Genomic DNA, 24,074 nt, shown 5'->3' with positions numbered 1-24,074 from the left:
CGCGCCGCCGCGCGCGGGGGGGGGTGTGTGTGCTTCTCCGCCCCCCTGGGCGGGTTCGCCTGGTTCTTCTCGGGGGGGGCGGGTTGGGGCGGGGGGGGGGGGGGGGTGGGGGGGGGGGCCCCCCCCCCCCGCCCCGCCCTTTGCTCTTTCTCGGTGTCGGCTTCATTCCTGGGTGGATACGATGCGTTCTGGTATGGCACATCCGGCTTGACCGCCTCGGCAGGGAGGGTCATGCGATCAGTGAGCCGCAGCCGGCTGATGACAGTCGGGCTGGGCCTGGGGGCGGTCGGCGGGTTCGTCGGCAGCCTGCTCCTCGAACGGAGTGCACTGACCGTCGTACGCGATGCGGCGGGCGAAGGAAGCGAGGAACAGCCTTCATGGGGCGTCGGCTCGTACCGCTCACACTGGACAACCTTTCCGATCTCCCCAGACGATGCCGTGCCTGTGTCTTCTGGGAGCTTGATCCGGTCAGTGGGGAAGCTGCGGTAAAGGCGGGGACGCCCGGACTGGAGAAGGAGGCCTGGATCTCGGCCGTTCTCCTGGAGTGGGGGTCGTGCGGCCGGGTCGTCTATGTCGACGATGTGCCGGTGGGCTATGTGCTCTACGCCCCGCCCGCCTATGTGCCGCGTTCGACCGCGTTCCCCACCAGCCCCGTCTCCTCCGACGCCGTACAGCTGATTACTGCCTGGATCATGCCGGGCTACCAAGGGCAGGGGCTGGGCCGAGTGATGGTGCAGACCGTCGCCAAGGATCTGCTGCGCCGGGGATTCAAGGCGATCGAGGCGTTCGGTGACGCCCGGTGGAAGGAGCCGGCCTGTGTGCTTCCCGCAGATCATCTGCTGGCGGTCGGCTTCAAGACCGTACGGCCGCATCCTGTCCATCCGAGGCTGAGACTGGAACTGCGTACGACGCTGTCCTGGAAGGAAGACGTTGAGCTGGCACTGGACCGGCTGCTGGGCGCGGTGCAGAAGGAGCCGGCACTCAGGCCGCTGTGATCCGGGATCGCGGGACGCTCGGGGAACCATGACGATCCGAGAGCCCTTGGCAACGTGAAACGGGTCCATCCCCCGAGGGACGGACCCGTTTCACGTGAAACATCGGCGTGCGGTGTGCCTAGCCAAGGAAGGCCTCAAGGTCGCGGACGATCGCGGCCTTCGGCTTGGCGCCGACGATGGTCTTCGCGACCTCGCCGCCCTGGTAGACGTTCAGGGTCGGGATGGACATGACGCCGTACTTGGCGGCCGTGCCCGGGTTCTCGTCGATGTTGAGCTTGACGACCTCGATCTGGTCGCCGTGCTCGGCGGCGATGGCCTCCAGGGACGGGGCGATCTGGCGGCACGGACCGCACCAGGCTGCCCAGAAGTCCACCAGTACGGGCTTCTCGCTCTTCAGGACGACCTCGTCGAAGGAGTCGTCGGTCACGTTCTTCAGGGCGCCGGCCACGGCGGCCTCCTTAACTTCTTGGGGTGTGTGGGGTGAGAGTCGTGAGTCAGACGGTGGCCGCAGCGGCCTTCTCGTCATCGGCGAGTGCGGCCAGGAAGCGCTCCGCGTCGAGAGCGGCCGAGCAGCCCGTGCCGGCGGCCGTGATGGCCTGCCGGTAGGTGTGGTCGACGACGTCACCGGCACCGAAGACACCGGTCAGGTTGGTCCGGGTCGAGGGGGCGTCGACCTTGAGGTAGCCCTCTTCGTCGAGGTCGAGCTGGCCCTTGAAGAGCTCGGTGCGCGGGTCGTGGCCCACCGCGATGAACAGGCCGGTTACCGCGAGCTCGGACGTCTCGCCGGTCTTGGTGTTCCGCAGGGTCAGACCGGACAGCTTCTGCTCGCCGTGTACTCCGGCAACCTCGCTGTCCCAGGCGAACTTGATCTTCGGGTCGGCGAAGGCCCGCTCCTGCATGGCCTTGGAGGCACGCAGCGTGTCCCGGCGGTGGACGATGGTGACCGACTTGGCGAAGCGGGAAAGGAAGGTCGCCTCCTCCATCGCGGTGTCGCCACCGCCGACCACGGCGATGTCCTGGTCCTTGAAGAAGAAGCCGTCGCAGGTGGCGCACCAGGAGACGCCGCGTCCGGAAAGGGCGTCCTCGTTGGGCAGGCCGAGCTTGCGGTGCTGGGAGCCGGTCGTCACGATGACGGCCTTGGCGCGGTGCACCGTACCGGCCGTGTCCGTGACCGTCTTGATGTCTCCGGTGAGGTCCACGGAGACGACGTCGTCAGGGACGAGTTCGGCGCCGAAGCGCTCGGCCTGGGCGCGCATGTTGTCCATGAGCTCGGGGCCCATGATCCCGTCCTGGAAGCCCGGGAAGTTCTCCACGTCGGTGGTGTTCATCAGCGCGCCACCGGCGGTGACGGCGCCCTCGAACACCAGCGGCTTCAGCGAGGCGCGTGCGGTGTAAAGGGCGGCCGTGTAGCCCGCAGGGCCGGAGCCGATGATGATCACATTACGGACGTCGCTCACGGGTTTCTTCCTCGTCTCTGCAGACTGCCTACTGTCCACGCCTACTGGGGCCGGTTCAACGACTCTCACCCCACCCAACGGATCCTACGGGGCATGCATTCCCCGACGTGCCGAGGCAAGCTTCCGGGGGATTCTCAGTGGCGCGGGTAGGTACGGGTCAGCAGGAGTTCACCCTTGCCCGCGGGCTCCGCCTGGACGCAGGCCGCATCGACGACGTACGCCTGCACCTGTGCAGCATCGGACGGGTGCGGGAGAACGACGAGGAAGACATTCGTGCCTTCGTAGGTGCCCTCCTCCACGGCGAGGGCGGCAGTATCACGTCCGGTGCCCTGCTCCACGCAGGGCGGGACGGGCACGGTGGGCGCGCGCAGCGGAGTCTGGGGCGAATCAGATCCGGCGGAAGCGGACTTGGGCGTCGAATGCGCCCCGGTGGACGGAGACTGCTCCTCGGCCCCCACACCGTCCGCCGACTTCGACGGCTTCGAGCTGGTGCTCAGAAGAAGCGCGTGTACCCGGCCCTCAAGTGTGGACTCCGAGAACGCCCCTCCACCGCTCTCCTCGGCGCTGGAACTACGGTCCGCTGCCTTGAGGCTCCCGGAGTTCTCGGACGACTGGAGGTTCTGCAGCAGGAAGACGCTCAGGCCGACCACGGCCGCGCCGAAAGCGGCCCCGAGCACGGCTGTGCGACGGCGGCGTCGGAGCGGCCGGCGGCCGGGTCCGGTGGCCGCCCGGGGGCGTCCTGCGGGACGGTCCGAGGGGTTGGGTTCCGGGTTCGGCTTCTCCGCTGCGGGCGGCTCTGTTTCACGTGAAACATGCAGCGAGTCGGATGGCGGCGTGGCGTCGAGAGCCGCTTCAGCGGCGAGTGCGACGTCGATGCGGTCCACGATGTCGTCCGGCATGTGCTGCGGCATCGGCACGGTGCCGAGCAGTTCGCGGATCTCCATGAGAGAGGCATGGACCTCACCGCAGAGTTCGCAGCCGTCCACATGGTCGCGTACCTCTGCTGCCCGTGATGGTGGGAGCAGTTCCTCCGTCAGGTCGGAGATCTCCGTGACATCCGGATGCTGGGTCGTGTCGGCCGTTGACGTCATGTGCGCCCACCTCCGCCCTTCACTGAAGCGGGATCGCTTGTGGTGGCCGCATCTCTCGGCCCCGATGCCGGTGGGACGGATGTATGCGGCGTCCGGTTCCTTGTGGCCGACTCGTCGGCCCCCGCGACCTCGCTGCGCAGATGAGTGAGCAGCGGCGCCAGCCGGGCCCGCCCCCGAGCGCAGCGGCTCTTCACGGTGCCTGTCGGTACATCGAGGATGCGTGCTGCCTCGGCCACGGGGTAGCCCTGCATGTCCACGAGGACGAGCGCGGCCCGCTGCTCGGCAGGCAGTGTGGCGAGCGCGGCGAGGAGTTCGCGGTGCAGGTCCTGACGCTCGGCCGGTGCTTCCGCGGATTCGTGCGGTTCCAGGAGCTGCTCGAACCGTTCGGTGTCATTGATCGGCGCGGTCCTGCGGCTGGCAGCCTTGCGGACCCGGTCGAGGCAAGCGTTGACCGTGATGCGGTGCAGCCAGGTGGTGACAGCGGACTGACCACGGAAGGTGTGGGCTGCTCGGAAGGCGGAGACAAGGGCGTCCTGGACGGCGTCTGCGGCTTCCTCGCGGTCCCCCAGGGTCCGTATCGCCACGGCCCACAGCCGGTCGCGGTGGCGCCGTACGAGCTCACCGAAAGCGTCCGGTTCACCGGCCACATGGCGAGCGAGGAGTTCTGAGTCGCTAGAGTCGGGTTCTAAGGATTCAGCAACCACGCGATACCCCTAAATGCCTAAAAGTAGCCTTGCCCTCGGGCTTTCGCGGAGTGGGTCGTCCAAGGCTTGAGCAGGAACGCGGTAAGTGCCCCTGATCGGAAAACTCCCTGGTCAGGTGGGCACGGCCAAGTAACCCCCCGGTGGCGGGTGTTGTCGGGCGGCTGCCGGGACGAGGGGACGCCGTGGCCGAGGGCCTTGAGCCGACGGACGAGGTCGCGGCTCTTGTGACCCGGGTCGAGGTTGTAGGTGTGGAAGTCGGTGCCGATATCGAGGCTGAACAATACCAATGACTGCCGGCAGGCACGTTCTCGCCGGAGCCGACGGCCCGGGTGGTCGCCGAGTGCGGCCGTTCTGGCCCGCGCACTCGGCTGCTGACGCCGCAGGCGGTGGTCTGTTTCGCGCTGGCGATGTGACTGTTCGCGGCTCCGGCGGTGGTGAGGTGCCGCCGGAGCGCGGTGTTCTTGTCCCGCAGTTTGTCAGCAGGAAATGTGGGAGCGGATCCCGGGCAGAGGTCGTCCCGGATGTACCGGCGGTCGCCTACCCGCACCGCGTCGGGCAGGGCCCGGCAGGCTGCCTTGCCGTAGGCCCTTGAGCCGACGCGGTGGACGACCTCGACGCCGGGAAGAAGATCGTCGGCAGGAAGCGGGGGCATCCTCACCGACACGATCGGCTTCGTGGAGAACGCGCGGCATCGGTGAAAGGGGGCGAGTGCGATGACTCGCGAGCCGGTGGTCAGCCCATGAATTTAACTTCGGTGATGGATTGTTTGTAGCCGGCTCCGCTGTAGCGATCGGCAGCCGACTTCGGCATGTCGGTAAGCCATACGAGTACGAACCGGGTCTTTACCGGCTTCTTCGTCTGCAGTTTCGCTTCTGTGCCGACCGTCTCGGTCGTTGCGATTTTCGTCATCGACGACAGAGGCGTTGACGAGTTGAGTGAGTCGGTCGCGTAGAGCGAGGCGGTGGTGTGATCGCCACCGAATTGCAGGCCTACGGAGGCTGACGAAATGGACTGAGCGGAATCGAGTTCATACACGATGCCGACGCCCTCTTTGAAGGGAGCCAGCTTGGGGCCGCCTATGAAGCTCTTGGACCGCCAGTACGTAGAGCTGTCGCCGTCGTACGTCAGGTGGACGTCGTCGGGATGCTGTGCTTTTCCATCCGGGAAATACTCGACCGCGTCCTTGACCGTGAGCAGTTGGCCCGTGGGCTCCTTCTTGCCGGCGTCACCGTTTTTCGGGTCGGTCTGCGTGCTGCCGGGGTCACTCGATTCGTTGTTGAGCAGTGTCTCGGCCAGTTGCCAGCTACCGAGGCCCAGGGCTGCGATCAGCAATGCGGAAACGGCCCATTTGAGGGCCTTGCCGGTGCGGCTCTGGAGCGGCGCCGGGGGTACGACCATCACGGGCTTGGCCACGGGTGCGCCGGGACGGGCGGGCGGGCGCCCGTAGGAACCCTGCTGATAGGTCGTGCGCTGATACTCGGGCGGCGCCGTGAAGGCGGGCTCCGGAGGACGGATGCGGGGCATCGCGGCAACGGCTCTGGCCAGCTCGTCCGGCGTCGTGCACGGCTGCTCCTGCCGGGAGGCAGTCGCGCCGTCATTGGCGAGGGCGCGCATGGCGAGCTCGGAAAGGCCGCGGTGGACGCCCGCGCGCACCTGATCGGGGGCGATCAGCCCCACACCCTTGGGCAGCCCGGCCAGGCCGTACGCGTCGCTCTCGTACGGCCAGCGCTGGGTCAGAGCGGCGTACAGCAGAGCGCCGATGGCCTCGGTGTCCGCACGCTGGGGGCTGTCGGCGGTGATGCCCCGCAGGGCGGCGTTCACCGCGAGGCCGCGGATCCGGTACTGCCCGGTCGAGCTCCGCAGCACCGCCCCCGGGGTGAGCCTCAGATGCGCGAGGCCCTCCCGGTGGGCCGCCGCCATGGCCTGGGAGACCTGGCTGACGAGCTGGTACGCGTCGTGCGCTTCCATCGGCCCCGAGGCCAGCAGGGAGGTGAGCTCGGTGGCGTCGGGGAGCCATTCGTGGACGACGTAGACGAGGTCGTCCTCCTCCACCGCGTCGAGGACCTGCACGAAGCGCGGGTCACCGAGCAGCGCGGAGGAGCGGGCCGCGGCCAGCACGGAGCGGGCACGCGGGTGGTCGGCCGGAAGGAGATGGACGCCTACCGCGCGGCGCAGCTTCTCGTCGACGGCGCGCCAGCTGCTGAAGCCGTCCAGACGGGTGACGCACTCCTCCAGCCGGTAGCGTCTGGCAAGTTTGTGCCCACTGTGCAGGTCAGGGGTCGGCAGGGTGACCTCGGAACCGATGCGTTCACCATCCGTGTCCTGCGGCTTCTCGCCCTTGGTGTCCTGAGCTTCTGCCGTCCCGTCGGTCGTGGCCTCGTCCGCCTTGGCGGTCAGCGGCTCATCGCCGCTGTTGTCGGCCACGTCGACGGCAGCCGTGCTACGTTCCGCCACCGTCGTTCCTGCCTCCCCATCCGTTGCGCGATGCCAGCCAGCTCTGCACAGTCACGCCAATTGTGCCCACACTCCGGCGCTATGCACGACACGCAAGGGGTGGTGATGGTTGTGCGGTGGTTGATTCTCAGCGACCGAGTCGTCCTCGGACCATGCCGACCATGCCGTTGATCTCCTCGATCCGCATCCGCTTGGCGGCGACGAAAAAGACGCCGAGCAGTACGGCTCCGCCGCAGATCAGAGCGGCGAGCGAGCCGAAGGCACCCTCGCCGAGACCCAGGAGAACGGCAAAGCCCACACCGCCGCCGAGTACCGCTGCCGGGGTCGCGGCCAGGCACAGCCGGGCGTACGTACGCACGACGTGGGAGCCGTCCAGATCCCCGCCCAGGCGGTTGCGCAGCCGCCGCCAGGCGATGCCCACGCCGACGGCGTAGGCGAGCCCGTACGAGGCGGCCATCCCGACCACGGCCCACCGGGCGGGCAGAACCACGTAGCAGAGGGCCGAGGCGGCCGCGTTGACCGCGGCGACGATGACCGTGTTGTAGAAGGGCGTGCGGGTGTCCTCGTACGCGTAGAAGCCGCGCAGCACGACGTACTGAACGGAGTACGGGATCAGACCGAGTGCGAAGGCCATGAGGATGAAGCCCATGGAGCGGGCGGCCTCGGTGCCGGCGGAGGCGTACAGCAGGGTGCACATCGGCAGTCCGAGGGCGAGGAAGGCGAAGGCCACCGGCACGATCGCGACAGCCGAGTTCCGCAACCCCTGGGAGATGTCGTCACGGACGGCGCCCGGGTCGTCGTCGTGGGCGGCGCGGGAGATGCGCGGCAGCAGGGCCGCCATGACGGAAACGGTGATGATCGCCTGCGGCATGCCCCAGATGAGCTGGGCGTTGGAGTAGGCGAGGAAGCCGGTGCCGTCCTTGCCGGACAGCTTGCCCGCCGATGTCGCGAGCTGAGTGACGACAATCACACCTGCCTGGTTGGCGAGGACGAACAGGACGGTCCACTTGGCCAGCTTGACCGTCTTGCCGAGCCCGTGTCCCTTCCAGTCGAAGCGCGGCCGGAAACGGAACCCGGCCTCGCGCAGGTACGGGACCATCGCCAGGGCCTGGACGACGAGACCGAGCAGCGTGCCGATACCGAGCAGCCGGACGCCTTCCGGCGGAATGGTCTGGACGCCCATCTGGGACTCGGCGGACGTTCCGTAGACCCAGATGAACATGCCGAACGTGAAGATCATGACGATGTTGTTGAGGACCGGGGTCCACATCATCGCGCCGAACTTTCCGCGGGCGTTGAGGATCTGGCCCATGACGACATGCACGCCCATGAAGAAGATGGTCGGCAGGCAGTACCGGGCGAAGGTCACGGCGACGCTGTTGGCGGCCGCGTCATTGGCGATCGTCGGCGACATCATGTGGATCAGCCACGGAGAGGCGAAGACCGCGAGTGCGACGATCACGCCGAGTGCGACCATGACGAGCGTGAGGAGCCGGTTGGCGTAGGCCTCGCCGCCGTCCTCGTCGTCCTTCATGGATCGGACGAGCTGAGGAACGAAGACCGAGTTCAGGCCGCCGCCCACGGTGAGGATGTAGATCATCGTGGGCAGGGTGTACGCGATGGTGAAGCTGTCGCCGAGCAGCGCCGCACCGAGCGCGGCGGTCATGACGAGGGTGCGCACGAAGCCGGTGAGGCGGGACACGAGCGTGCCGGCCGCCATCAGCGCGCTGGACTTCAGTATTCCGGCGGCCCGGCCGCCGGACTTGGGCGGGGCGGGCGCCGGGGCGGGCTCGGGCTCCGCGGGGACGGGGGCCGACCCTGCCGGGCCCTCCTGGTCCCGGAAGAGGTGGGCGAAGGCGTCCGGCTGCTCGTCGTCCCGGGACGCCTGGCTGACGAGGTCGTCCACCCCGACGAACTGGGTGGTCGCCGGATCGTCGCCGTACGGCAGGTGCCGCGATGGACCACCGGGCTCGGGCGGCGGAGTCTGCGCCCAGATACGCGGATCCGGCGGGTACTGGGCCGCGGGCGGCTGCTGGTAGAGGGGCTGGGGCTGCTGGTAGGTGCCCGGAGACGGCGGCGGGTGCGCGGCCCGGTCGTACAGCGCCTCGGTCACCGGGTCCTGGACGGACAGGTCCTGGGCTCGGTAGGGATCGTGGTCGTAGGCGTCCTGCAGGTACGGATCGGGCATCGGCGGGACCTGGCCAGGTCCCGGGGGCCCGCCGGAAGACCCGGCTCCGCCCGCACCCTGACCGCGGTCACCGTCGTACGGCGCGTTCATCGAAACCCCACCTCATCGTCCCCGGCCGACCGGCCACGACAGACATCGCTCAACGTTCCACTTTCTCACCCGAGTCCGACGGCTCCCCGCTTTCCGGACCGGTGTCCGGAGTCGGGTCACTCGGCTGCTCGGGTTCGCCGCCGTCTTCGCCGGTCGGGCCGCCCGCGCCGCCCGCGTTGGCACGCTTGCGATGGGTGTACATCCTGATGCCCGCGAGAACCAGGAGCAGCAGGCCGCCGGCGATGACCAGCAGTACGGTCGGGGTGAGCTCGGAGACCTTCACGGTGAAGGTCATCGCTCCGCCGTACGGTGTGCCGTCCTCGGTGTAGAGCTGCGCCGTCATCTGCACCTGGCCGTTGACGTTGGCAGCCGCGTCGAACTTCACGGACTGGCTGTGGCCGGCACCGATCCGGATCGGCTGCTCCGCCACGGCCCCGCCGTCGTTCAGCTTGAGGCGGGTCGCATTCTCCGACTTCAGCCGGAGAACGAGATGGTCCACGCCCTGCAGCAGCCTGTTCTGCACGGTCACCGGGATCGTGGCACTGCGGCCGGACAGGGTGACGTCCGACTTCGAGATGAGCTGGACCTCGCCGACGAGGTCCTGCAGATAGCCGCGGACCGAGTCCCGGTACTGCTGGGCCTCCAGCGGCCTGCCGCGCCATGACGTCGACATGGAACGGTTGAGCGCGTTGCCGAAGGGGGTCACCACCCGCTCGGGGCGGGCGAGGATGACCTGGAAGCTGTTCAGCGACACCTGGGTGGACTTGATGTCCTGGAAGGCCTGGGTGGGCAGCTCCTGGCTGCGGAGCTTCCTCGGGTACTGGGAGGCCCCCGGGACGCTGGTCGTCGCGTCCGCGTCGGGCTTCGCCCCGGCCGCGTCCACCAGTCCGAGGGGCTGTGTCCAGCGCCCGTCGTCGAGTCCGTGCAGGGCGCGGGCCATCGACTGGGCCTGGGCCACGGTGGGCATCCGCTGCGGTGCGACGACGATGCTCCGCTCGGTGTCCGTGTCCTGTTCGGTCAGGGCGAGCGTCAGGGCGAGGAACTTCTGCACGGCGAGGGTGGACTTCCCCGCCTTCGACATGTCGCCCTGGAAGGCCGTGGAGAGCCGGGCATCGGCGACGACCGCGGTGGTTCCGCCGCCGATCGGCCGGGCAGCGGTCGGTGTGTACGTCAGTCCACCGGTCTCCTGGAGGCTGTCGCTGCGGGCGATCACCTTGTGGGCCCCGGCCGAGGTGGCGACATCGACGACCGACGGGTCGATCGCCCCGTCGACGGGCCACGCGAAGTCGGTCGACGGCTTCACATGGAGGATCGTCTGTACCGTCGTCCCGGCCACTTCGGTGGCGGTCTGAAGGTGGCTGAGGGTGCCGGAGACGTTCTTGCCCCGGTGTGCGATGGACGCCAGGTCGGGGTCGGCGAACGGCAGCGCGACGACCTTCCCGTCCGTCACCGCGGCTTCGAGCGCGGTGAGCCACTGTTTGGCGACGGCCTGGTTCTTGCCCGCGACAGTGGTGTCGCCGGACTTGACGCGGTAGTTCCCCGCCATCGCGTCGACACTGGCCAGCAGGTCCGGGTCGATCACCCAGGTCACGGGCAGTCGGCTGCCCAGCGATACCAGCTGTTCGAGCCGTCCGCCCGGAGCCAGCTCGGCGGCCAGGTCGTCATCCGCGAACACGGGCGTCTGCTGATCGTCGGTGCCCGTCTCGGCGGTGACATGGGCCGGCGCGATGAGCGGCCAGAGGTAGGTGACCTTCGTCCGGGAGTCGCGCTCCTCCTCCTGCCAGGGCAGGAAGGTGCGCTCGATGCCCAGCACCTGGTCGTACTGGACCCGGGAGGTCTGTCCCGTCAGCGAGACGCCGAGCTGGTAGACGCCGTCGTCGCCGAGCTCCAGCTTGCCGACCGGGACGGAGAGCGTGAAGTCCTGGCTGATCCCGGAGGGCAGCTTCGCGAACTTCACCGTGTACTTGCCGCCGATCGGAGCGGGGTCGCTGCCGAGCACATACCCGGTGCGCCTGGCGGCGGTGTCGATCTCCGTCCTGCTGTCGAGCTTCGGGCCCACCCGCAGGTCGACCACGGCCTGCGTGATCGCTTCCTTGCCCCGGTTGGTCACGGTGCCCGAGACGGTCAGGGTGTCCCCCTTGACCGGCGCGCTCGGAGCCAGGGTGTTCAGGGCCACGTCCACGGTTTCGGACCCGGTGGGCGCCTTGCCGGTCCCGCCGGCCTGCGCCGCAGGTGCGGCCGGACCGGCCAGCAGCGCCGCGACGAGCGGCGCCCCGATGATCAGGGCGGCTGTGCGCCGCAGCCACCGGCGGGCAGGAGAGGGACCGATCCCCTGGATGTCTGCCGCCTCGGCCACGCGCTACCCGTCCCTCGTCGTCGTCAGCTGGTGTCGATGGTTGTCGGTTCTTGCGTCCACGCATGGTAACGATCTGCGCGGGTGCCAAGTGCTGGGGAGTTCGCTACATGATCGGAAGAGTCTTGCAGGGCGGGCCGAAACCAGGGCGACCGGGCCGGTCCGGGCACGTACCCTTTTCTGTTGTGTCGAACGCCAATGAAGACAGCTCCCGTGCCCTGACCCAGGTGCAGCACCGCGCAGTCAGCGAACTGCTGCGGGTGTCCCCGGTCGCCGACGACCTCGCTCGCCGTTTCCAGGACGCCGGGTTCAGTCTCGCGCTGGTCGGAGGTTCGGTCCGGGACGCACTTCTCGGCAGGCTCGGGAACGACCTGGACTTCACGACCGACGCCCGTCCCGAGGCCGTACTGAAGATCGTCCGGCCGTGGGCGGACTCGGTGTGGGAGGTCGGGATCGCCTTCGGCACGGTGGGCGCACAGAAGGACGGCTACCAGATCGAGGTCACCACCTACAGGTCGGAGGCGTACGACAGGACCTCGCGGAAACCCGAGGTGTCCTACGGCGACTCCATCGAGGAAGACCTGGTCCGTCGTGACTTCACGGTCAACGCGATGGCCGTCGCGCTTCCGCAGAAGGAGTTCGTCGACCCGCACGGAGGCCTGGAAGACCTGGCGGAGCGCGTTCTGCGCACCCCCGGAACGCCCGAGGAATCCTTCTCGGACGATCCGCTGCGGATGCTGCGCGCCGCACGCTTCGCGGCCCAGCTGGACTTCGACGTCGCTCCCGACGTGGTCGCCGCGATGACGGAGATGGCCGGGCGCATCGAGATCGTCTCCGCCGAGCGGGTCAGGGAGGAGCTCAACAAGCTGCTGCTCTCCACGCACCCCCGCAAGGGCCTGGCGCTGCTCGTCGACACGGGACTGGCGCAGCAGGTGCTGCCGGAGCTCCCCGCACTGCGGCTGGAAAGTGACGAGCATCACCGTCACAAGGATGTCTACGAGCATTCGCTGACTGTTCTGGAGCAGGCCATCGATCTGGAGCAGAACGGCCCGGATCTGGTCCTGCGCCTCGCCGCGCTCCTCCACGACATCGGGAAGCCGAGGACGCGACGCTTCGAGAAGGACGGGCGCGTCTCGTTCCATCACCATGAAGTGGTGGGGGCGAAGATGGTCAAGAAGCGGATGACCGAGCTCAAGTACTCCAACGACATGGTCAAGGACGTCTCGAAGCTGGTGGAGCTGCATCTGCGCTTCCACGGATACGGCGACGGGGAGTGGACGGACTCCGCGGTCCGTCGCTATGTGCGGGACGCCGGCCCCCTGCTGGAGCGGCTGCACAAGCTGACCCGCTCGGACTGCACCACGCGGAACAAGCGCAAGGCCGCCGCCCTCTCGCGGACCTATGACGGGCTGGAGGAGCGCATCGCGCAGTTGCAGGAGCAGGAGGAGCTGGATGCCATCCGCCCCGACCTGGACGGCAACGAGATCATGAAGACCCTGGGTGTCGGCCCCGGGCCGGTGATCGGCAAGGCGTACGCGTTCCTGCTGGAGCTGCGCCTGGAGCACGGCCCGATGGAGCATGACGCGGCTGTCGAGAAGCTCAAGGAGTGGTGGGCCGCTCAGGGCTGAGCCCGATCCTGCGGAAGCGCCGGCCATGTTTCACGTGAAACATGGCCGGCCTCCGGTGCCGCACTCCGACAGGCCGAGGGGTCGTTGTTTCACGTGAAACAACGACCCCTCGCTGACGCTAGACAGCTTCTCCGACGCGGCTCCACCGGAACATCAGCACCGCGACGATCGTGTAGAGGGCGGCCACCCCGACCACGACCACGGTCGATCGCCCGTCAGGGGGCAGCATCAGGGCGGCGACTGCGGCGGCTCCCACGAAGGCGACGTTGAACAGCACGTCGTAGAGGGAGAACACCCGGCCGCGGAAGGAGTCCTCCACCGAGGTCTGCACCACCGTGTCGGTCGCGATCTTCGCCCCCTGCGTGGCCAGCCCGAGGACGAACGCCGCGACCAGCATGGGGGCGGGGACGAACCACAGCCCAAGTGCGGGTTCGAGGACGGCTGCCCCTGCCGCGCACACCGTCAGCCATCGCAGTCGGCCGAGCCGGCCCGTGGCCCAGGGCGTCAGTACGGCCGCCGTGAAGAATCCCGCACCGGAGACCCCCACGGCCAGCCCCAGAAGCGCCAGGCCTTCGGATTCGCTGTCGGTCCAGGCGTACCGGCACAGCATCAGCACCATGACGGTCAGCGCTCCGTAGCAGAAGCGCATCACGGTCATGGCGGCCAGCGCCCGGGTGGCCTGCTTCCGCTGTGCCAGATGGCGCAACCCGTCGTACAGGCCCCGCGCGGTGGCGGTCAGGGCTTCCCGCAGCCCGGTCCGGTGTCCGTCCCGGTCCGGTCCGAGGAGCCCTGTGGCAAGAGACAGGGAAGCCAGCGCCGACGTGAGGTAGAGCACCGCCCCCAGCAGCACCACCACGGCATCGGAGTCCGCGACCAGCAGTCTCACGGCGAAGGCGAGGCCACCGCCCGCCGTGGCCGCGAGCGTCCCGGCGGTCGGCGAGATCGAGTTGGCCAGCACCAGCCGGTCGCTGTCGACGACGCGCGGCAGCGCGGCCGAGAGCCCGGCCAGTACGAAGCGGTTGACCGCGGTGACGCACAGCGCCGAGGCGTAGAAGAGCCAGTCGGGTGCGGAGCCGAGGATGAGGAGCGCCGTGCAGCAGGCGAGCGCGGCACGCAGCAGGTTTCCGTACACAAAGACCTGACGGCGCGGCCAGCGGTCCAGCAGGACACCGGCGAAGGGGCCGATGAGCGAGTACGGCAGCAGCAGTACCGCCATAGCGGAGGCGATGGCACCCGCCGAAGCCTGCTTCTCCGGCGAGAAGACGACATGAGCCGCCAGCGCCACCTGGAAGACACCGTCGGCCGACTGGGAGAGGAGTCGTACGGCCAGCAGACGACGGAAGTTCCGAAGGCGCAGAAGAACGCGCAGATCACCCACGACGGCCATGTGATCAAGAGTCACATACGTTGAGGGTCCCCGGGCAGATGCCCGGGGACCCTCAACAGCACGGAACGGGATGAGCGTTGCCGCTCGGCACCCGGCCGTGTGGACGTGCCGTGTCCGGCTGCGTCAGTTGGAGACCTCGCCGCGGATGAACTTCTCGACGTTCTCGCGGGCCTCGTCGTCGAAGTACTGGACCGGCGGGGACTTCATGAAGTAGGACGACGCGGAGAGGATCGGACCACCGATGCCGCGGTCCTGGGCGATCTTCGCGGCGCGGACGGCGTCGATGATGACACCGGCGGAGTTCGGGGAGTCCCAGACCTCCAGCTTGTACTCCAGGTTCAGCGGAACGTCACCGAAGGCACGGCCCTCAAGGCGCACATAGGCCCACTTGCGGTCGTCCAGCCAGGCCACGTAGTCCGACGGGCCGATGTGGACGTTGTCCGCACCGAGCTCGCGGTCCCGGATCTGGGAGGTGACGGCCTGAGTCTTGGAGATCTTCTTGGACTCCAGACGCTCACGCTCAAGCATGTTCTTGAAGTCCATGTTGCCGCCGACGTTCAGCTGCATCGTGCGGTCCAGGATGACACCCCGGTCCTCGAAGAGCTTCGCCATCACGCGGTGCGTGATGGTGGCGCCGACCTGCGACTTGATGTCGTCGCCGACGATCGGGACACCGGCCTCGGTGAACTTGTCCGCCCACTCCTTGGTGCCGGCGATGAAGACCGGGAGAGCGTTGACGAACGCGACCTTGGCGTCGATGGCGCACTGCGCGTAGAACTTCGCAGCGACCTCGGAGCCGACGGGCAGGTAGCAGACGAGGACGTCGACCTTGCGGTCCTTGAGGACCTGGACGATGTCGACCGGGGCCTCGGTCGACTCCTCGATGGTCTGGCGGTAGTACTTGCCGAGACCGTCGTGGGTGTGGCCGCGCTGGACGGTGACGCCGGCGTTCGGCACGTCGCAGAGCTTGATGGTGTTGTTCTCGCTGGCACCGATGGCGTCAGCGAGGTCGAGACCGACCTTCTTCGCGTCGACGTCGAAGGCGGCGACGAACTCGACGTCCCGCACGTGGTAGTCGCCGAACTGGACGTGCATCAGACCGGGCACCTTGCCGGCCGGATCGGCGTCCTTGTAGTACTCGACGCCCTGGACCAGCGAGGCGGCGCAGTTGCCCACGCCGACGATGGCTACGCGAACCGAACCCATTCCGGTTGCTCCCTGTGTGTTTTGGATGTTCCCGATGAAGGCCCCGCGGATCTGCGGGGACCTCACTTTGCGGTGTCGTCGGACGGATCCGGCGGGGTGTCACCCCGGCGCCGGGGCAGGCCGTCCGTCTCTCCTGCGGTGTTCTGCTGAGCTTCGCTCCCGGGCGAGGATCGTCGCTGATCCCGTCCCGACCGCTCGCTCTCGATGAGCTCGTTCAGCCAGCGCACTTCGCGCTCCACGGACTCCATGCCGTGTCGCTGCAGCTCAAGTGTGTAGTCGTCGAGGCGCTCACGGGTGCGGGCCAGCGAGGCCCGCATCTTCTCCAGCCGCTCCTCCAGCCGGCTGCGCCGGCCTTCCAGCACCCGCATCCGCACCTCGTGCTCCGTCTGCCCGAAGAAGGCGAAGCGGGCTGCGAAGTGCTCGTCCTCCCAGGAGTCGGGGCCGGTGTGCGAGAGCAGCTCCTCGAAGTGCTCCTTACCTTCCGCCGTCAGCCGGTAGACGATCTTGGCGCGGCGCCCGGCCAGTGAGGAGGCGGGGGCGACCGCACGGCCGGTGGTGGGCGGCTGGGCGACCGGGGCCGCCCCCGGCTCCTCGATCAACCAGCCGTTGGCGACCAGCGTCTTGAGGCAGGGATAGAGGGTGCCGTAACTGAAGGCGCGGAAGATCCCCAACGAGGTGTTGAGACGTTTGCGCAGCTCGTAGCCGTGCATCGGGGACTCACGGAGCAGGCCGAGAACGGCGAATTCGAGGATGCCGGAGCGTCTGCTCAACTTCGCCTCCTCCGTCTCCGCGTGGGTCCGAGTGCTCCTGCTGGAGCCCGGTGCCGGGCCGATGTACCGAGCTGATGTATCGACTCGATACATCACGACGATAGATCGGTCGCCGCGATGCGACAAGAGGGGCCATCGTGAACGGCGTCACATCGTGAATTCGTAGGCACCGACTTGCGTTGTTTGGGGTGAAGTTCGGCGCTAGGAGGGTTTTGACCGTGCGTAGTCTGTGCGGCATGCAGACCACCGGGAACCGCGTGACGCACCCGCGCGTCAGTCTTCGCGGACCAGCCGGACGCATGACGGACGAGCCCGTCGCAAGGCTTGTCCGTAATTCGGGGGGACCGGATCTCAACTGCCGCTTCCAGGCGCTCTCGCCTGCCCGAGGAGTAGTCGTTCGATGAGCGAGCACCGTCGCAAAACGCCGGAACCACAAGGTGGTGGGCGTGCAGCGGCCAGACGAGCCGCCCAGCAGTCCTCAGGACGCCGCGCCGCCCCGTCACGTGGAGTAACTTCCGAGTCACCTTCCGGTTCGCACGGCGGTGACAGCCCGTACGGCGGCCGCGCCGAGGCCAGACGTGCCGCCCAGCGGGGCGGCGGGAGCCGTCGCGCCGAGGGTGGCGGAGCGGGCCGCGGGGGCGGGGGCCGTCGCCGCGGTGGCGGCGACGGCGGGCACGAAGGACCGGGTCGCGGGCGGGGCCGGGGCTCCCAGCGCCCTGCCAAGAAACGCTTCATCGACTACCCGCGCGCCGGCAAGTACGGCTTCCGGCGCTGGGTCCCGTCGTGGAAGCTGGTCTCCAGCCTCTGCATCGGCTTCCTCGGCCTGCTCATGGGCGTCGCCGGTATCGCGTACGCGATGGTCGAGAAGCCCAAGGTGAACGAAGCCGCGGAGGCGCAGAACAACGTCTACCTCTGGGACGACGGCACGCAGATGATCGCCACGGGCGGTGCGGTCAACCGCCAGATCATCGACTTCGAGCAGATTCCCGAAGCGATGCGTAACGCCGTCATCTCGGCCGAGAACAAGTCCTTCGACCATGACCGGGGCATCGACCCCATGGGTATCGCGCGAGCCCTGTTCAACATGGCGACAGGAGGCGAGACGCAGGGTGGTTCGACGATCACCCAGCAGTACGTGAAGAACTCGCGTCTGTCCCAGGAGCAGACCCTGAGCCGGAAGTTCCAGGAACTCTTCATCACGCTCAAGGTCAGCAACGACATGAAGAAGAACGAGATCATGGCGGGCTACCTCAACGTCTCGTACTACGGGCGAGGCGCTTCGGGGATCCAGGCTGCGGCCCGTACGTACTACGGCAAGGACGCCGTCGACCTGGACCCGAGCGAGTGCGCGTTCCTGGCCACGCTGCTCAAGGGCGCGTCCTACTACGACCCGGCGGGTGCCACCGACGTCGACCCCGTGCAGGCGACGGAGAAGCTGAACACCGAACGGGCCAAGAAGCGCTGGAAGTGGATCCTCGACGAAGAGGTGAAGGACAAGCGCCTCTCACCGACGGAGCGCGCCAAGTACACCGAGTTCCCGATGCCCGATCCGCCGAAGAAGAACGCCCAGCTGGCGGGCCAGACCGGATACCTGGTCGAACTCGCCAGGCAGTACTTCCTCAGCAACAACGACCAGGGCATCACGGCGGAGAAGCTGGCCCTGGGTGGCTACCAGATCCGCACCACCTTCAACAAGAAGAAGGTCAAGGAGCTCAACTCCGCGGTCAAGAAGGTCTACGACAGCAAGATCAAGCCGAAGGAACGTCCGAAGACGGACACCCACGTCCAGTTCGGCGGCGGCTCGGTCGATCCCAAGACCGGGGCCATCGTGGCGATCTACGGCGGCCAGGACGCGACCAAGCACTTCACCAACAACGCCAACCCCACCGGTGCCCAGGTCGGTTCGACCTTCAAGCCGTTCGTGCTGGCGGCGGCGATGGAGTACGGCAAGCGGAACCCGGCGCTCTCGGAGGACCAGGGCCTGTCCGAGCGTACGAAGGTGTCACCGCTCAGCATCTACAACGCCGACGACAAGCTGAAGATCAAGAAGTACAACGGCGAGGTCTGGACCGACGAGAACGGCAAGGAGTGGCTGCAGGCCAACGACGGCCATGAGTCGAAGGGCAACATCACCCTTCGCGAGGCGATGCAGTGGTCCGCCAACTCCCCGTACGTGCAGCTCGGCATGGACGTCGGCACCGACAAGGTGAAGGACATCGCCATAGCCGCGGGGCTCAAGGACGACGAACAGATGGCGGACTCGCACGTGCCGTCGTTCTCCATCGGTACGTCCTCGCCCAGCGCGATCCGGATGGCCGGCGCGTACGCTACCTTCGCGGCCAGCGGCCAGCAGCGTGAGCCCTTCTCGGTCTCCGAGGCGAAGTACGACGGCAAGACCGTCTACCGGCACAAGGATGTCGCCAAGCGCGCCTTCGACGCCGCGATCGCCGACAACGTCACCGACGTCCTGAAGAACGTCGTCGAAAAGGGCACCGGTACTCCCGCGCAGATTCCCGGCCGGGACGTGGCGGGCAAGACGGGTACGACGGACGACAACAAGTCGGCCTGGTTCGTCGGCTACACGCCGCAGCTGTCCACGGCCATCAGCATGTACCGGCTCGACGACGACGCGACCAACAAGGACCGTAAGTTCGAGAAGATGTACGGCACGGGTGGCGAGCGGACGATCCACGGTGCGTCGTTCCCCGCCCAGATCTGGCACGACTACATGGTGGGCGCGCTGAAGGGGAAGCCGGTCCTGAGTTTCCCGGAGCCCGGCCCGATCGGTGACAAGGTCTACGGCGGTGGTGCGCAGAGCCCCACGCCGACGCCCACGGCGCCGGACACCCCCTCGCCGTCCATGACGGTGAGCGAGTCGCCCTCGGAGACTCTGCCCCCGCCGTCGCCGGACCCCACCCAGACCTGCGGCACGTGGGACTGGGACTGCCAGCACAACAACGGCGGGACCAACGCCGGTGCGAACGGCGGAGACACCGGTGGTGGCCCCGATCCGTCGACGACCCCCGATCCGCCGACCGGCGGGAACGGGAACGGCAACGGGAACGGCGGCGGGAACGGTAACGGCGGAAACGGCGGGAACGGCGACGGCGGATTCTTCGGCGGGCCGGCCGGATAGCGCCCGCGCGGCCTTTGGGCCGACCCGGTCATGAGGGCCGCCGCACCACACGGTGCGGCGGCCCTCGTCGTTTCCTCAGCGCCGTACGGCAGGATGAGCGGCATGCCAAGCGCAGAAGACACGAGTGTGCAGCAGCACGAGGAACAGTCGGTCGTACGGCCCACGCATCAGGACGAGGTCGCCGCGGCCGGCAGTGAGCTGATCGGCGGGCGGTCGGGGCGCTGGACGCGGCTCGGCAGCACGGCCCTCACGCCGGTGGGTGCCATCGCGCTGGTGGCCCTCGGGATGTTCGCGCTGGGCATGGTGCAGAAGCTGCCCTGCTACAACTGGGCCTGGTTCAGGGGCGCGGGCTCGCAGTACACGCATGCCTGCTACTCGGACATTCCGCACCTTTTTGCCGCCCGTGGATTCTCCGACGGCCTGGTGCCGTACTTCGACCGGCTGCCCGGCGACATGCAGTTCCTGGAGTACCCCGTCCTGACGGGTGTGTTCATGCAGGTCGCCGCCTGGCTGACGCCGGGCGGATCCATCCAGCACCAGGAGCAGATGTACTGGATGGTCAACGCGGGCATGCTGATGATCTGCGCCGTGATCATCGCCGTCTGTGTCGCCCGTACGCACCGGCTCCGCCCCTGGGACGGGCTGCTGGTCGCCCTCGCGCCGGCCTTCGCGCTCACCGCGACGATCAACTGGGACCTGCTGGCCGTCGCGCTGACGGCCGCGGCGATGCTCATGTGGTCCCGGGGGCGGACGCTGGCGTTCGGCGTCCTCATCGGGCTCGCCACGGCCGCCAAGCTCTATCCCGTGTTCCTGCTGGGGCCGGTGTTCGTCCTGTGCTGGCGGGCGGGCAAGTGGCGGGAGTTCGGCAGGGCGACGCTCGGGGCGGCGGTGTCGTGGCTGGTGGTGAATCTGCCGGTGATGGCCTTCGCGCCCGAGGGGTGGAAGAAGTTCTACACGTTCAGCGAGGAGCGGGGCATCGACTTCGGCTCCTTCTGGCTGATCATCACCCAGCGCACCGGTGAGAGCATCGAGGTCCCGACCGTCAACACGGTCTCGACGCTGACGACGGTCCTGCTGTGCGCGGCGATCGGCGCGCTCACCCTGATGGCACCGCGCAGGCCGCGCTTCGCGCAGCTCGCCTTCCTCGTCGTCGCGGCGTTCATCCTCGTCAACAAGGTCTACTCGCCGCAGTACGTGCTGTGGCTGATCCCCCTGGCCGTACTGGCCCGGCCGCGCTGGCGCGACTTCCTGATCTGGCAGGCGTGCGAGGTCATGTACTTCCTGGGGATCTGGATGTACCTCGCGTACACGACGAGCGGGGACAAGCACCAGGGGCTGCCCACCGAGGGGTACCAGCTGGCGATCGTCCTGCATCTGCTCGGCACGCTGTACCTCTGCGCCGTGGTCGTGCGGGACGTCCTCAAGCCGGAGCGGGACGTCGTACGGCGCGACGGGTCGGACGATCCGTCCGGCGGGGTGCTCGACGGGGCCCCGGATGTGTTCGTGCTGGGGCGGGCGGCGCATCCGGAGCGGCATGCCCACCCGGCGGTGGAAGGACCGCGGGTGGAATGGGGAGCGGCGAGCGGACCGGTCGCAGACTGAAGCCGGGCCCCTCCCGGTGGGAGGGGCCCGGCTCAGGGCCGGCCGTACCGGCCGGTCAGCGGTCGTACTACCGGTCGACGAGGCGGTCGAACTGGGTGGTCGTGTGGCGCAGATGGGCGACCAGCTCGTCGCCGACCTTCGGCTCCTGGGCGTCCGACGGGACGAACAGGATCGACACCTGCATGTGCGGCGGCTCGGCGAACCAGCGCTGCTTGCCCGCCCAGACGAATGGCGACAGGTTGCGGTTGACGGTGGCCAGGCCCGCGCGGGCGACTCCCTTGGCCCGCGGCATCACGCCGTGCAGGGCCTTCGGGGCCTCCAGGCCCACGCCGTGCGACGTACCGCCGGCGACGACGACCAGCCAGCCGTCCGAGGCGGCCTTCTGCTGGCGGTAGCCGAAGCGATCGCCCTTGGCCACACGGGTGACGTCCAGGACGGCACCCCGGTACTCCGTCGCCTCGTGGTCGCCGAGCCAGAGCCGGGTGCCGATGCGGGCGCGGAAACGGGTCTGCGGGAACTGCTGCTGGAGCCGGCCCAGCTCCTCGGCGCGCAGATGGCTGACGAACATGGTGTGCAACGGCAGCCGGGCCGCGCGCAGCCGGTCCATCCAGCCGATGACCTCCTCGACCGCGTCGGAGCCGTCCGTGCGGTCCAGCGGCAGGTGCAGGGCGAAGCCTTCGAGCCGTACGTCCTCGATGGCGGCGTGCAGCTGTCCGAGCTCCTCCTCCTTGACGCCGTGGCGCTTCATCGAGCTCATGCACTCGATGACGACCCGCGCGCCCACCAGGGCGTGCACGCCGTCCACGGAGGAAACCGACCGGATCACACGGTCGGGCAGCGGCACCGGCTCCTCGCCCCGGCGGAACGGGGTGAGGACCAGAAGATCGCCGCTGAACCAGTCCTTGATGCGGGCCGCCTCGTAGGTGGTCCCGACGGCGAGCATGTCGGAGCCGAAGCGGATTGCCTCGTCGGCCAGCCGCTCGTGGCCGAAGCCGTATCCATTGCCCTTGCAGACCGGCACGAGGCCGGGGAACTGGTCGAGGACGGATTTCTGGTGCGCCCGCCAGCGCGCGGTGTCGACGTAGAGGGAGAGCGCCATGGCCGGTCCGGAACCCTTCTGGTGGCTGCTGTGTGGGAGGTGTGTGTAGCCGAAGCCCCCATTGAAACCAATGAAGCCGGTTTCGTCAGCGGGGCGACGCGTAACAGACGACGCGTGACAGTGGTGCGACGCGCGCGGTGCGACGCGGGTCAGCGGCGCGACATGTAGATGTCGAGCGCCTTGTGCAGCAGCTTGTTGAGCGGGAAGTCCCACTCGCCGAGGTACTCGGCCGCCTGGCCGCCGGTGCCCACCTTGAACTGGATCAGACCGAAGAGGTGGTCGGTCTCGTCCAGCGAGTCGGAGATCCCGCGCAGGTCGTAGACGGTGGCGCCCATGGCGTACGCGTCGCGCAGCATCCGCCACTGCATCGCGTTCGAGGGCCGGACCTCGCGCTTGTGGTTGGCGGAGGCGCCGTAGGAGTACCAGACGTGCCCGCCGACGATCAGCATGGTCGCGGCCGCGACGTTCTCGCCCTCGTGCCGGGCGAAGTACAGCCGCATCCGGTTCGGGTCCTCGTTGTTGAGGGCCGTCCACATGCGCTGGAAGTAGCCCAGCGGACGCGGCCGGAAGTGGTCGCGCTCCGCCGTGATCTCGTAGAGACGCTGCCACTCGGCGAGGTCGGCGTAGCTGCCCTGCACGACCTCGACGCCGGCCTTCTCGGCCTTCTTGATGTTGCGTCGCCACAGCTGGTTGAAGCCCTTGTGGACGTCTTCGAGCGACCGGTTGGCCAGCGGCACCTGGAAGACGTAGCGGGGCTGTACGTCACCGAATCCGGCGCCGCCGTCCTCGCCCTGCTGCCAGCCCATCTTCCGCAGCCGGTCCGCCACTTCGAAGGCACGCGGCTCGATGTGGGTGGCCTCGACGTCGCGCAGGCGCTTCACTTCCGGGTCCTGGATGCCCGACTTGATGGCGGCCGCGTCCCAGCGGCGGATGATGACGGGCGGGCCCATCTTCACGGAGAAGGCGCCCTGCTGCTTGAGGTGCGCCAGCATCGGCCGCAGCCAGTCGTCCAGATTGGGGGCGTACCAGTTGATGACCGGGCCCTCGGGCAGATAGGCGAGGTACCGCTTGATCTTCGGCAGCTGCCGGTAGAGCACCAGGCCGGCGCCGACGAGCTGTCCGTTCCCGTCGAACCAGCCGAGGCTCTCCGAGCGCCACTCGGCCTTCACATCTGCCCATGCCGGGACCTGCATGTGACTCGCCGCGGGCAGATTCTGGATGTATGCCAGATGCTGCTCTCGGCTGATGGTCCTCAGGGTCAGGCTCATGCGGGGCGCTCCTCGGCAGGTGTGTCCCCATCGGTCAGGGGCTCCGGCTCTCGCGCCGAAGCCTACTGTGGCCGACGAGTACGCCGTCTGGCCCTATGGCCTTGCCGCTCCGCCGCCGTCGCGACCCGGGGTGCCGGGTCCTTTCCTACGGGGAACGGCGCGGAGACCCCGTGAGGTTCCCGCGCCGTTCCGCTTGTCCGGTTGTGACTGCTGTGTCTGTCGCGATTCAGCCCACCAAGCCGCCGAAGAGGCCGCCGTGGGCCATGCCCAGGAAGAAGCCGATCGCGGCCGCGCCCATGCCGATGATCAGCGGGAACCGTTCACGGGTGGTCACCGAGACGTACTGCCCGTACGCACCCGTGAGGATCCCGATGAGTCCGGCCCACGAACTGATCAGATGCAGGTTGTGGAACATCGCCGTCACGAAGGCGAGCACACCGAGGATCAGCGTCACCGCCACCAGGGTCTCCTGGAGCGGATGGGTCTTGCCGTCCGTGGCGAGTAGGGAAACGGGGGGACGGGGTCGTATTGCCTGTGCCATGGAGTACCTCCTGGCCGAATGGGGCGCGTGGTGGCGCCGCTCACACCGATGTGTCCAGATTGCGTCTCCTGACCACCGGATTTCAACCGGAAGCCGTCGAGCGGG

At 68.3% G+C, this 24,074-nt stretch carries 17 protein-coding genes; 4 read left to right on the top strand and 13 right to left on the bottom strand.

The genetic code is table 11. The annotated features are described in order from the left end of the window. The first annotated feature begins 377 nt into the window (after positions 1-377). Positions 378-995, top strand: coding sequence for a GNAT family N-acetyltransferase (locus tag ACGF8B_RS01345; protein ID WP_392733683.1), 618 nt, complete (start codon positions 378-380; stop codon positions 993-995). Positions 996-1,113: 118 nt separating this feature from the next. On the opposite strand, the gene trxA is transcribed toward ACGF8B_RS01345, so the two are convergent. From trxA to ACGF8B_RS01310, 7 genes are all read right to left on the bottom strand, one after another. Next, positions 1,114-1,443 carry a thioredoxin gene (trxA, locus tag ACGF8B_RS01340; RefSeq protein WP_392733681.1) on the bottom strand — a complete coding sequence of 110 codons (330 nt, stop codon included), beginning with the start codon at positions 1,441-1,443 and terminating at the stop codon, positions 1,114-1,116. Between the two features lie 46 nt (positions 1,444-1,489). Next, complete coding sequence (gene trxB, locus ACGF8B_RS01335) at positions 1,490-2,452, bottom strand: thioredoxin-disulfide reductase (RefSeq protein ID WP_259930175.1); 963 nt, start codon at positions 2,450-2,452, stop codon at positions 1,490-1,492. A gap of 134 nt (positions 2,453-2,586) precedes the next feature. Further along, the gene (locus ACGF8B_RS01330; RefSeq protein ID WP_392733679.1) at positions 2,587-3,543 is read right to left on the bottom strand and encodes a hypothetical protein; all 957 of its coding nucleotides are present in this window, start codon (positions 3,541-3,543) and stop codon (positions 2,587-2,589) included. Beyond that, complete coding sequence (gene sigM, locus ACGF8B_RS01325) at positions 3,540-4,247, bottom strand: RNA polymerase sigma factor SigM (protein WP_392733678.1); 708 nt, start codon at positions 4,245-4,247, stop codon at positions 3,540-3,542. The genes ACGF8B_RS01330 and sigM overlap by 4 nt, the downstream gene beginning before the upstream one ends. 732 nt (positions 4,248-4,979) lie before the next feature. Then, positions 4,980-6,701 (bottom strand): serine/threonine protein kinase, encoded by a 1,722-nt coding sequence (locus tag ACGF8B_RS01320; RefSeq protein ID WP_392733676.1) that lies wholly within the window; start codon positions 6,699-6,701, stop codon positions 4,980-4,982. A 127-nt stretch (positions 6,702-6,828) separates the two neighbouring features. Beyond that, positions 6,829-8,979, bottom strand: a complete 2,151-nt coding sequence (murJ, locus tag ACGF8B_RS01315; RefSeq protein WP_392733674.1) for a murein biosynthesis integral membrane protein MurJ — start codon at positions 8,977-8,979, stop codon at positions 6,829-6,831. A 49-nt stretch (positions 8,980-9,028) separates the two neighbouring features. Further along, positions 9,029-11,335 carry a DUF6049 family protein gene (locus ACGF8B_RS01310; protein WP_392733672.1) on the bottom strand — a complete coding sequence of 769 codons (2,307 nt, stop codon included), beginning with the start codon at positions 11,333-11,335 and terminating at the stop codon, positions 9,029-9,031. 182 nt (positions 11,336-11,517) lie between these two features. On the opposite strand from ACGF8B_RS01310, the gene ACGF8B_RS01305 reads away from it, so the two are divergent. Beyond that, on the top strand, positions 11,518-12,960 hold the full coding sequence (locus ACGF8B_RS01305; RefSeq protein WP_392733671.1) for a CCA tRNA nucleotidyltransferase: 1,443 nt from the start codon (positions 11,518-11,520) through the stop codon (positions 12,958-12,960). Between the two features lie 118 nt (positions 12,961-13,078). Here ACGF8B_RS01305 and ACGF8B_RS01300 read toward each other — a convergent pair whose 3' ends face one another. The 3 genes from ACGF8B_RS01300 to ACGF8B_RS01290 all read right to left on the bottom strand — a co-directional run bounded on the left by ACGF8B_RS01300 (position 13,079) and on the right by ACGF8B_RS01290 (position 16,323). After that, positions 13,079-14,347: an MFS transporter gene (locus ACGF8B_RS01300; protein WP_392733669.1), complete on the bottom strand. Its 1,269-nt coding sequence runs from the start codon at positions 14,345-14,347 to the stop codon at positions 13,079-13,081. Positions 14,348-14,470: 123 nt separating this feature from the next. Beyond that, on the bottom strand, positions 14,471-15,553 hold the full coding sequence (locus ACGF8B_RS01295; protein ID WP_392733667.1) for an inositol-3-phosphate synthase: 1,083 nt from the start codon (positions 15,551-15,553) through the stop codon (positions 14,471-14,473). 62 nt (positions 15,554-15,615) lie between these two features. Then, positions 15,616-16,323 (bottom strand): helix-turn-helix transcriptional regulator, encoded by a 708-nt coding sequence (locus ACGF8B_RS01290; RefSeq protein ID WP_392733665.1) that lies wholly within the window; start codon positions 16,321-16,323, stop codon positions 15,616-15,618. 400 nt (positions 16,324-16,723) lie between these two features. On the opposite strand from ACGF8B_RS01290, the gene ACGF8B_RS01285 reads away from it, so the two are divergent. Together ACGF8B_RS01285 and ACGF8B_RS01280 are read left to right on the top strand one after the other, a co-directional pair. Further along, positions 16,724-19,459, top strand: coding sequence for a transglycosylase domain-containing protein (locus ACGF8B_RS01285; RefSeq protein WP_392733664.1), 2,736 nt, complete (start codon positions 16,724-16,726; stop codon positions 19,457-19,459). A 102-nt stretch (positions 19,460-19,561) separates the two neighbouring features. Continuing rightward, entirely contained in the window at positions 19,562-21,061 is a 1,500-nt protein-coding gene (locus ACGF8B_RS01280) for a glycosyltransferase family 87 protein (protein WP_392733663.1), read from the top strand. A 67-nt stretch (positions 21,062-21,128) separates the two neighbouring features. Here the strand turns inward: ACGF8B_RS01280 and ACGF8B_RS01275 are convergent, their stop codons facing one another. The 3 genes from ACGF8B_RS01275 to ACGF8B_RS01265 all read right to left on the bottom strand — a co-directional run bounded on the left by ACGF8B_RS01275 (position 21,129) and on the right by ACGF8B_RS01265 (position 23,969). Continuing rightward, positions 21,129-22,160 carry an alanine racemase gene (locus ACGF8B_RS01275; RefSeq protein ID WP_124719891.1) on the bottom strand — a complete coding sequence of 344 codons (1,032 nt, stop codon included), beginning with the start codon at positions 22,158-22,160 and terminating at the stop codon, positions 21,129-21,131. Positions 22,161-22,309: 149 nt separating this feature from the next. Further along, entirely contained in the window at positions 22,310-23,428 is a 1,119-nt protein-coding gene (locus ACGF8B_RS01270; RefSeq protein WP_124719892.1) for a peptidoglycan bridge formation glycyltransferase FemA/FemB family protein, read from the bottom strand. Positions 23,429-23,654: 226 nt separating this feature from the next. Beyond that, complete coding sequence (locus tag ACGF8B_RS01265) at positions 23,655-23,969, bottom strand: hypothetical protein (RefSeq protein WP_392733662.1); 315 nt, start codon at positions 23,967-23,969, stop codon at positions 23,655-23,657. Positions 23,970-24,074: the final 105 nt, after the last annotated feature.

Origin of the sequence: Streptomyces sp. NPDC047917, from assembly GCF_043204345.1 — a bacterium.
Lineage (GTDB): Bacteria > Actinomycetota > Actinomycetes > Streptomycetales > Streptomycetaceae > Streptomyces > Streptomyces sanglieri.
Note: the sequence above shows the minus strand (reverse complement) of the source record. Positions and strands in the feature narration are given on the sequence as shown.

Bases quoted from the DNA above. Each gene is read 5' to 3' on its own strand.
- ACGF8B_RS01270 (WP_124719892.1), bottom strand. From the start codon at position 23,428: ATGAGCCTGACCCTGAGGACCATCAGCCGAGAGCAGCATCTGGCATAC.
- ACGF8B_RS01300 (WP_392733669.1), bottom strand. From the start codon at position 14,347: ATGGCCGTCGTGGGTGATCTGCGCGTTCTTCTGCGCCTTCGGAACTTC.
- ACGF8B_RS01285 (WP_392733664.1), top strand. From the start codon at position 16,724: ATGAGCGAGCACCGTCGCAAAACGCCGGAACCACAAGGTGGTGGGCGT.
- ACGF8B_RS01330 (WP_392733679.1), bottom strand. From the start codon at position 3,543: ATGACGTCAACGGCCGACACGACCCAGCATCCGGATGTCACGGAGATC.
- ACGF8B_RS01280 (WP_392733663.1), top strand. From the start codon at position 19,562: ATGCCAAGCGCAGAAGACACGAGTGTGCAGCAGCACGAGGAACAGTCG.
- ACGF8B_RS01345 (WP_392733683.1), top strand. From the start codon at position 378: ATGGGGCGTCGGCTCGTACCGCTCACACTGGACAACCTTTCCGATCTC.
- ACGF8B_RS01295 (WP_392733667.1), bottom strand. From the start codon at position 15,553: ATGGGTTCGGTTCGCGTAGCCATCGTCGGCGTGGGCAACTGCGCCGCC.
- murJ (WP_392733674.1), bottom strand. From the start codon at position 8,979: ATGAACGCGCCGTACGACGGTGACCGCGGTCAGGGTGCGGGCGGAGCC.
- ACGF8B_RS01265 (WP_392733662.1), bottom strand. From the start codon at position 23,969: ATGGCACAGGCAATACGACCCCGTCCCCCCGTTTCCCTACTCGCCACG.
- ACGF8B_RS01275 (WP_124719891.1), bottom strand. From the start codon at position 22,160: ATGGCGCTCTCCCTCTACGTCGACACCGCGCGCTGGCGGGCGCACCAG.